The 4,882-nt window shown below is 35.0% G+C and carries 6 protein-coding genes; 4 read left to right on the top strand and 2 right to left on the bottom strand.

What is annotated here, in order from left to right:
- Both moaA and mobB read right to left on the bottom strand, forming a co-directional pair.
- A partial coding sequence (gene moaA / locus Q0W25_RS08805) for a GTP 3',8-cyclase MoaA (RefSeq protein WP_298521225.1) occupies positions 1-758 on the bottom strand: 758 nt, incomplete at its 3' end.
- Positions 759-762: 4 nt separating this feature from the next.
- On the bottom strand, positions 763-1,800 hold the full coding sequence (mobB, locus tag Q0W25_RS08800; RefSeq protein WP_298521223.1) for a molybdopterin-guanine dinucleotide biosynthesis protein B: 1,038 nt from the start codon (positions 1,798-1,800) through the stop codon (positions 763-765).
- A gap of 589 nt (positions 1,801-2,389) precedes the next feature.
- Here mobB and Q0W25_RS08795 point away from each other — a divergent pair.
- From Q0W25_RS08795 to Q0W25_RS08780, 4 genes are all read left to right on the top strand, one after another.
- Positions 2,390-2,581 carry a 4Fe-4S binding protein gene (locus Q0W25_RS08795; protein WP_297828346.1) on the top strand — a complete coding sequence of 64 codons (192 nt, stop codon included), beginning with the start codon at positions 2,390-2,392 and terminating at the stop codon, positions 2,579-2,581.
- A gap of 12 nt (positions 2,582-2,593) precedes the next feature.
- Complete coding sequence (fwdF, locus tag Q0W25_RS08790) at positions 2,594-3,601, top strand: tungsten-dependent formylmethanofuran dehydrogenase subunit FwdF (RefSeq protein ID WP_298521221.1); 1,008 nt, start codon at positions 2,594-2,596, stop codon at positions 3,599-3,601.
- Between the two features lie 424 nt (positions 3,602-4,025).
- On the top strand, positions 4,026-4,475 hold the full coding sequence (locus Q0W25_RS08785; protein WP_297828342.1) for a 4Fe-4S binding protein: 450 nt from the start codon (positions 4,026-4,028) through the stop codon (positions 4,473-4,475).
- Between the two features lies 1 nt (position 4,476).
- A partial coding sequence (locus Q0W25_RS08780) for a 4Fe-4S binding protein (protein WP_298521219.1) occupies positions 4,477-4,882 on the top strand: 406 nt, incomplete at its 3' end.

Raw genomic sequence — 4,882 nt, 5'->3', positions numbered from 1 at the left:
CAAAAGCTAGAGTTATCAACAGGCCTGACTATCTCGATTTCTCCATCGTTTATGTAATATTTTTTACGACCCTGCATAAACTTACGTTCTCGAACATCGTCAGCTATATCAACTAGTTTATTTTCAATAGAGTCTAACGGGTAATGGTAATCTGCACTGAACTTGTCATCATCACAGTTCTCACTTTCAATCAGTTCAATCAGCTGCAGTATCATTCCGTTCTCTTTGCAGAAGTTGAACATGTCCTTTATTTCATTGGTGTTGAGATCCTTCATCACCACCATATTTATCTTGACGGGATACAGTCCGACTTCAACGGCTTTCAGTATACCCTCTTTAGCTTCGTTCAGGTAGTCCATGCTGGTTACGTGCTTGTAAGTGTCGCGGTCCAATGTGTCCAGACTCACGTTGACCCTGTCAAGACCGGCATTTTTCAAATCTTCAGCATATTTTCCAAGAAGAACGCCGTTTGTTGTAAGTGAAATGTCCTTGAAATCAAGGCTTGCTATCTTTTCAACGATTTCAACAATGTCCTTTCTGATTAATGGATCGCCACCGGAAAGCCTTATTTTCCGGACTCCTATTCTTTTGGCTATTTTGCATATTGTATACAGTTCATCAGGTGTCATCTCATCTTTTGATGATACCATACCGTCATGATGGCAGTATAAACAGTTTTCATTGCACCTGTTTGTGATTGTGATTCTCAGTGAAAGAATTGGCCTTTCATATTTGTCCTTAACTACATTTTCCAACATTTTATCATTCTTCCACTTTGATTTTTATATTATTAATTTCATCATCCTCCAATTCAAGAGAATTGATGATTGCATAAATTGTCTCTTTTAAGATGCCGGCTGCAAATTTGTTAATTTCAACGTCATGGCCATTGGTTTTAAGTATAATTTCTGCATCTTCTAGCTCTTCAGCTATCTGTGAGATTTCGATGTCTATTCTTCTGACATTGTCTTCTGTTTTGATGGAATTTACCATTCCCTTGATTGAACTTGAAACGATGTTGGTAGTGAATTCATTTATTTCAAGTGGCTTGCCGTTAATTAAGATTTCACATTCCGCATCAACAGGGGTTTGCTCCTTTACTTTGTCGGGAACTATCAATTCGATTTTGCCGATTCCTTCAACATCGTAGTCCTTGAGATTTAATGTGTTGACAACGCCAATCACGCTTTGCTTTAGATAGTCGCTTACGAACCGGTTCAGGCCGACGACATGATTGTCAATTGAAAGGTAGCTGTGAACATCATCCAAATCTTCCACTTTCAGGTTGCCTTCACGAATTTCTTTTGCAATGGCTTCGCCGTTGTTGAATCCGCAGTTGTTTGCAAAAAGGGTATCCACGATATCATGGCCTCTTTCCTCAATCAAATCGGCCAGTTCACTTATTCCTTCGCTGTCAATTGTAAATGAATCGACTTCTTTTATGGTGTACTCGTCTCTTACGTCGGGGGATGTGATTATTTTCGGATAGTTGTAGTTTTTGTATCCTTCGATTACAACGAAATCAAATTCATCCATATGTTTTAATAAAAATAGTATTCTGTTCAAATCCATTTCCATGCGCGCATTGAAGAAAGTTGTTGATCCGACACCCACAACCAGGTTTGCACCTGCCTGCTTATGTTTCCAGGTATCGGTGTTTTCCTTATCCATTTCGATGGAGTGGTGAGAATGTTTTATGGAGGCAACATTGTAGCCTCTTTTTGTAAGCTCTTCAATGACTTTAACGGTCAGTGAAGTCTTACCTGTATTTTTCTTCCCAACAATAGAAACGATTTTCATTTTATAATCTCCGTCTATATCTATCTTTTTTATATTAATTAATAGTTTTGGAATTGTGTTTTTGTTTTCAGATATTGGTGTTTTTTTTCACCTTTGAGTTTCGAAAAAATCATGTCCCGAAATAGTGTAGTAACCACACATTATTGGCTGTTTGACAATCAATTTTCTATGGCAAATTTATATAATTTTGGCCGATTTTGCAATAAATTTTTTACTAAAAGTGCTATTACTACACATTATTTTGCAACAATATCTTCTATTTGGTCTTTTGTTTTCTTAATTTATTGAAAATATTGTCTTGAAACTAATAATATGCTGCTTTGCGAATGTAATATCATTATATGTTAAAAATCAATATCTTGCATTTCTTTTAGATGATAATTTTAAGGGTAATTTTTAATTAAATAGTTTAGATTTATTCATTTTTAATATAAATGATATAAAAATTGAATTAGGTGTTCCTAAATTCATTAATCTCTCTATTTTCCGATAATTCAAGAATAAAACCAATATCTTTATAAGTGCCGTTCTATAAACTCTTTCCTATAGAAATAAAAATTTTTATTTTTATAATATATGGAGGAGTTATATGCCTGTAAAAATTGATGAGAATTTATGTGGACACATTGATAATTGTCCTGTACAAGGGTTATGCATAAAACTTTGTGAACAAGGTGCAATCATCGAAGAGGATGGGGACGTCAAAATTGTTCCTGAAAATTGTGATGATTGTGATTTATGCATTCAAAATTGTCCAAACCAAGCTATTTCAAAAGCATAGGGAGGTAATCCGATGTTTAATATTGAAAGAGCGGGTGAGGAAAGTCGTAAATTATCCTATAACAATAAGAATTGTGTAAGTTGTGGAATATGTGCTGAAGTATGTCCAACATCTTCCTTGAGGTTAGGTCCTATTGTACCTATTGCACGTGGATTAATTGAAATGGATCCTATTTCAGTCAACGAAGATTCCTGCGTATTTTGCGGATTATGTTCAGTGGCCTGTCCATTTGATGCATTATCATTGTCCATCGACGGAGTCAGCGTAAAAGAAATGGAAAACTATCCTGTCTGGGATACTGAATGTGATGTAAACGATGACGATTGCATATACTGCGGCAGATGCTATACAGTATGCCCTCAAGATTCAATAATCTTCGAGAGAAACTTGCCTAATCCTGCGGATTTAGTTAGAGGGGAAATCAGTATTGATGATGAAAAATGTATTTACTGTTCATTCTGTGCGGACTTATGTCCTGCCGGAGCAATCATTATCAAAAACAATCCTGCATCATCTGTTGACAAATTAGGCAATTCAATTGAAGTCGATCTTGACAAATGTATTTTCTGTGGAGTCTGTAAGAGGGTATGTCCTGAAGATGCAATCAGACAAGTTTGTGCAACCTGTATGTATTCCGATGAAATAGAAACTCCGGAAGTCACTGGTGAAGTCTTCATTGATGATACATCCTGTGTAAGCTGTTCCTGGTGTTCTGAAACATGTCCTGAAGATGCAATCACAATTACAAAACCATTTGAAGGTACATTGGACTTGGTCGAAGAGGATGAAAAAGTATGTAAAGGCGATTCATGCCATGCATGTCAAGACGTATGTCCATGTAATGCAGTGACAATTGTGGACGGAAAATCCGTTACTAATCTGACATACTGTAACCTATGCGGAGCCTGTGTAACCGCATGTCCACAGAACATTAGGGTGGTATCCAGAACTTCCATGAAATTAGGAAATATCAATTCTGAATCATGGAATGAGATATTGAATGGTTTAATTGGAAAATAAATGAGTTTTTTCTCTTTATTTTCATTTTTTTTATTTAATATTTTCATTTGTTTTCATGCTTTGCAGACCAAAATGTGTAGTAACTACACACTTTTTTCGATATCCTAAAAATTTGTCATTTTTTTCATTTTTTTAATATTTTTTTATAGAAAAGTATTAAGCTTTTTCCATTTTCTTACGTTATGAAGATAATATAATATCGGTTTTTATTCTTTAAATTTAATATGGCTAATCATTGACATGTATTTTTAGTTAATATTAAAGTAAAATTGTAATTTATTTAAATGGCTTTCTATTCTATCTTATTTCAATTTTTTATAGTGTAGTAACTACACAGTAATATATAAAGCTTGTGTCTTGTTTCTAGTAGGTAACTATTTATTAATATATATAAAAAAATAATATCATTACACATGGTGATTTTATGCCAAAGCATATTGCCTCTGGTTTGAAATATTTGGCTGCGGTCAAATTGAAAGAGGTGGGGAAAACCCATCAGGAGATTGCCAACGAATTATCGGTCGATAGGTCAACCATCTCTCATTACTTAAATGGGAGCAACTTATCTTGGAACTCAATTGAAGTTGCAAGGACTATCACTGAATTAAGTCCTAGGGATTTCTTGACCATGGTTTTTGCCATTATCAAAGAACCGGAAGAGAGTAGAAAAATTGTGAATATTTGCAGAGTAAGAAATTACGAAGCAATTATTGAAGATTCATGTATTGGTTGCGGATTATGTGTAAATGTATGCATGATGAAGGCTATTAAGTTAGAATCATTACACGCGCATGCAGACTCCATACAATGTTGCGGTTGTCAGCTATGTAGCGATGAATGCCCAACTAATTCGATAAAAATTTTGGAGATTTAATATGATTAGAAATTTAAAAGAGGTTAAAGACAATAACTTTGACATTACAAGGTCAGCAGTGGAAGTCAGAAACTTGTCTTTCAACGACCACGTTTGTTTAGGTTGTGGGATTTGTGAATCTACATGTCCTGTTGAAGCAATTACATTGAATGCAATTGCTGTAGACGCTCGTCACAGAATTTCAAATGACGTCTACTTCAGCGGTCATGAAAAGATTGCTCAAAACTTCAAGGATGACTTTGATGTTCAAAGAATCAGCATTGATGAAGACAAATGTGTATTATGTGGTATGTGCAGCGGATTATGTCCTGTTGATGCATTAGTATTAACTATCGACGGTGTACCAATCCGTGAAATCGAAGCATATCCTCACTACAACGCTTTCTCAGAAATCGATGATGATGAAT

The sequence above is a fragment of the uncultured Methanobrevibacter sp. genome (assembly GCF_947166415.1).
Classification (GTDB): domain Archaea; phylum Methanobacteriota; class Methanobacteria; order Methanobacteriales; family Methanobacteriaceae; genus Methanocatella.
Note: the sequence above shows the minus strand (reverse complement) of the source record. Positions and strands in the feature narration are given on the sequence as shown.

Excerpts from the sequence above, each read along its gene's own strand:
- mobB (WP_298521223.1), bottom strand. The coding sequence starts at position 1,800 with ATGAAAATCGTTTCTATTGTTGGGAAGAAAAATACAGGTAAGACTTCA.
- Q0W25_RS08795 (WP_297828346.1), top strand. The coding sequence starts at position 2,390 with ATGCCTGTAAAAATTGATGAGAATTTATGTGGACACATTGATAATTGT.
- fwdF (WP_298521221.1), top strand. The coding sequence starts at position 2,594 with ATGTTTAATATTGAAAGAGCGGGTGAGGAAAGTCGTAAATTATCCTAT.
- Q0W25_RS08785 (WP_297828342.1), top strand. The coding sequence starts at position 4,026 with ATGCCAAAGCATATTGCCTCTGGTTTGAAATATTTGGCTGCGGTCAAA.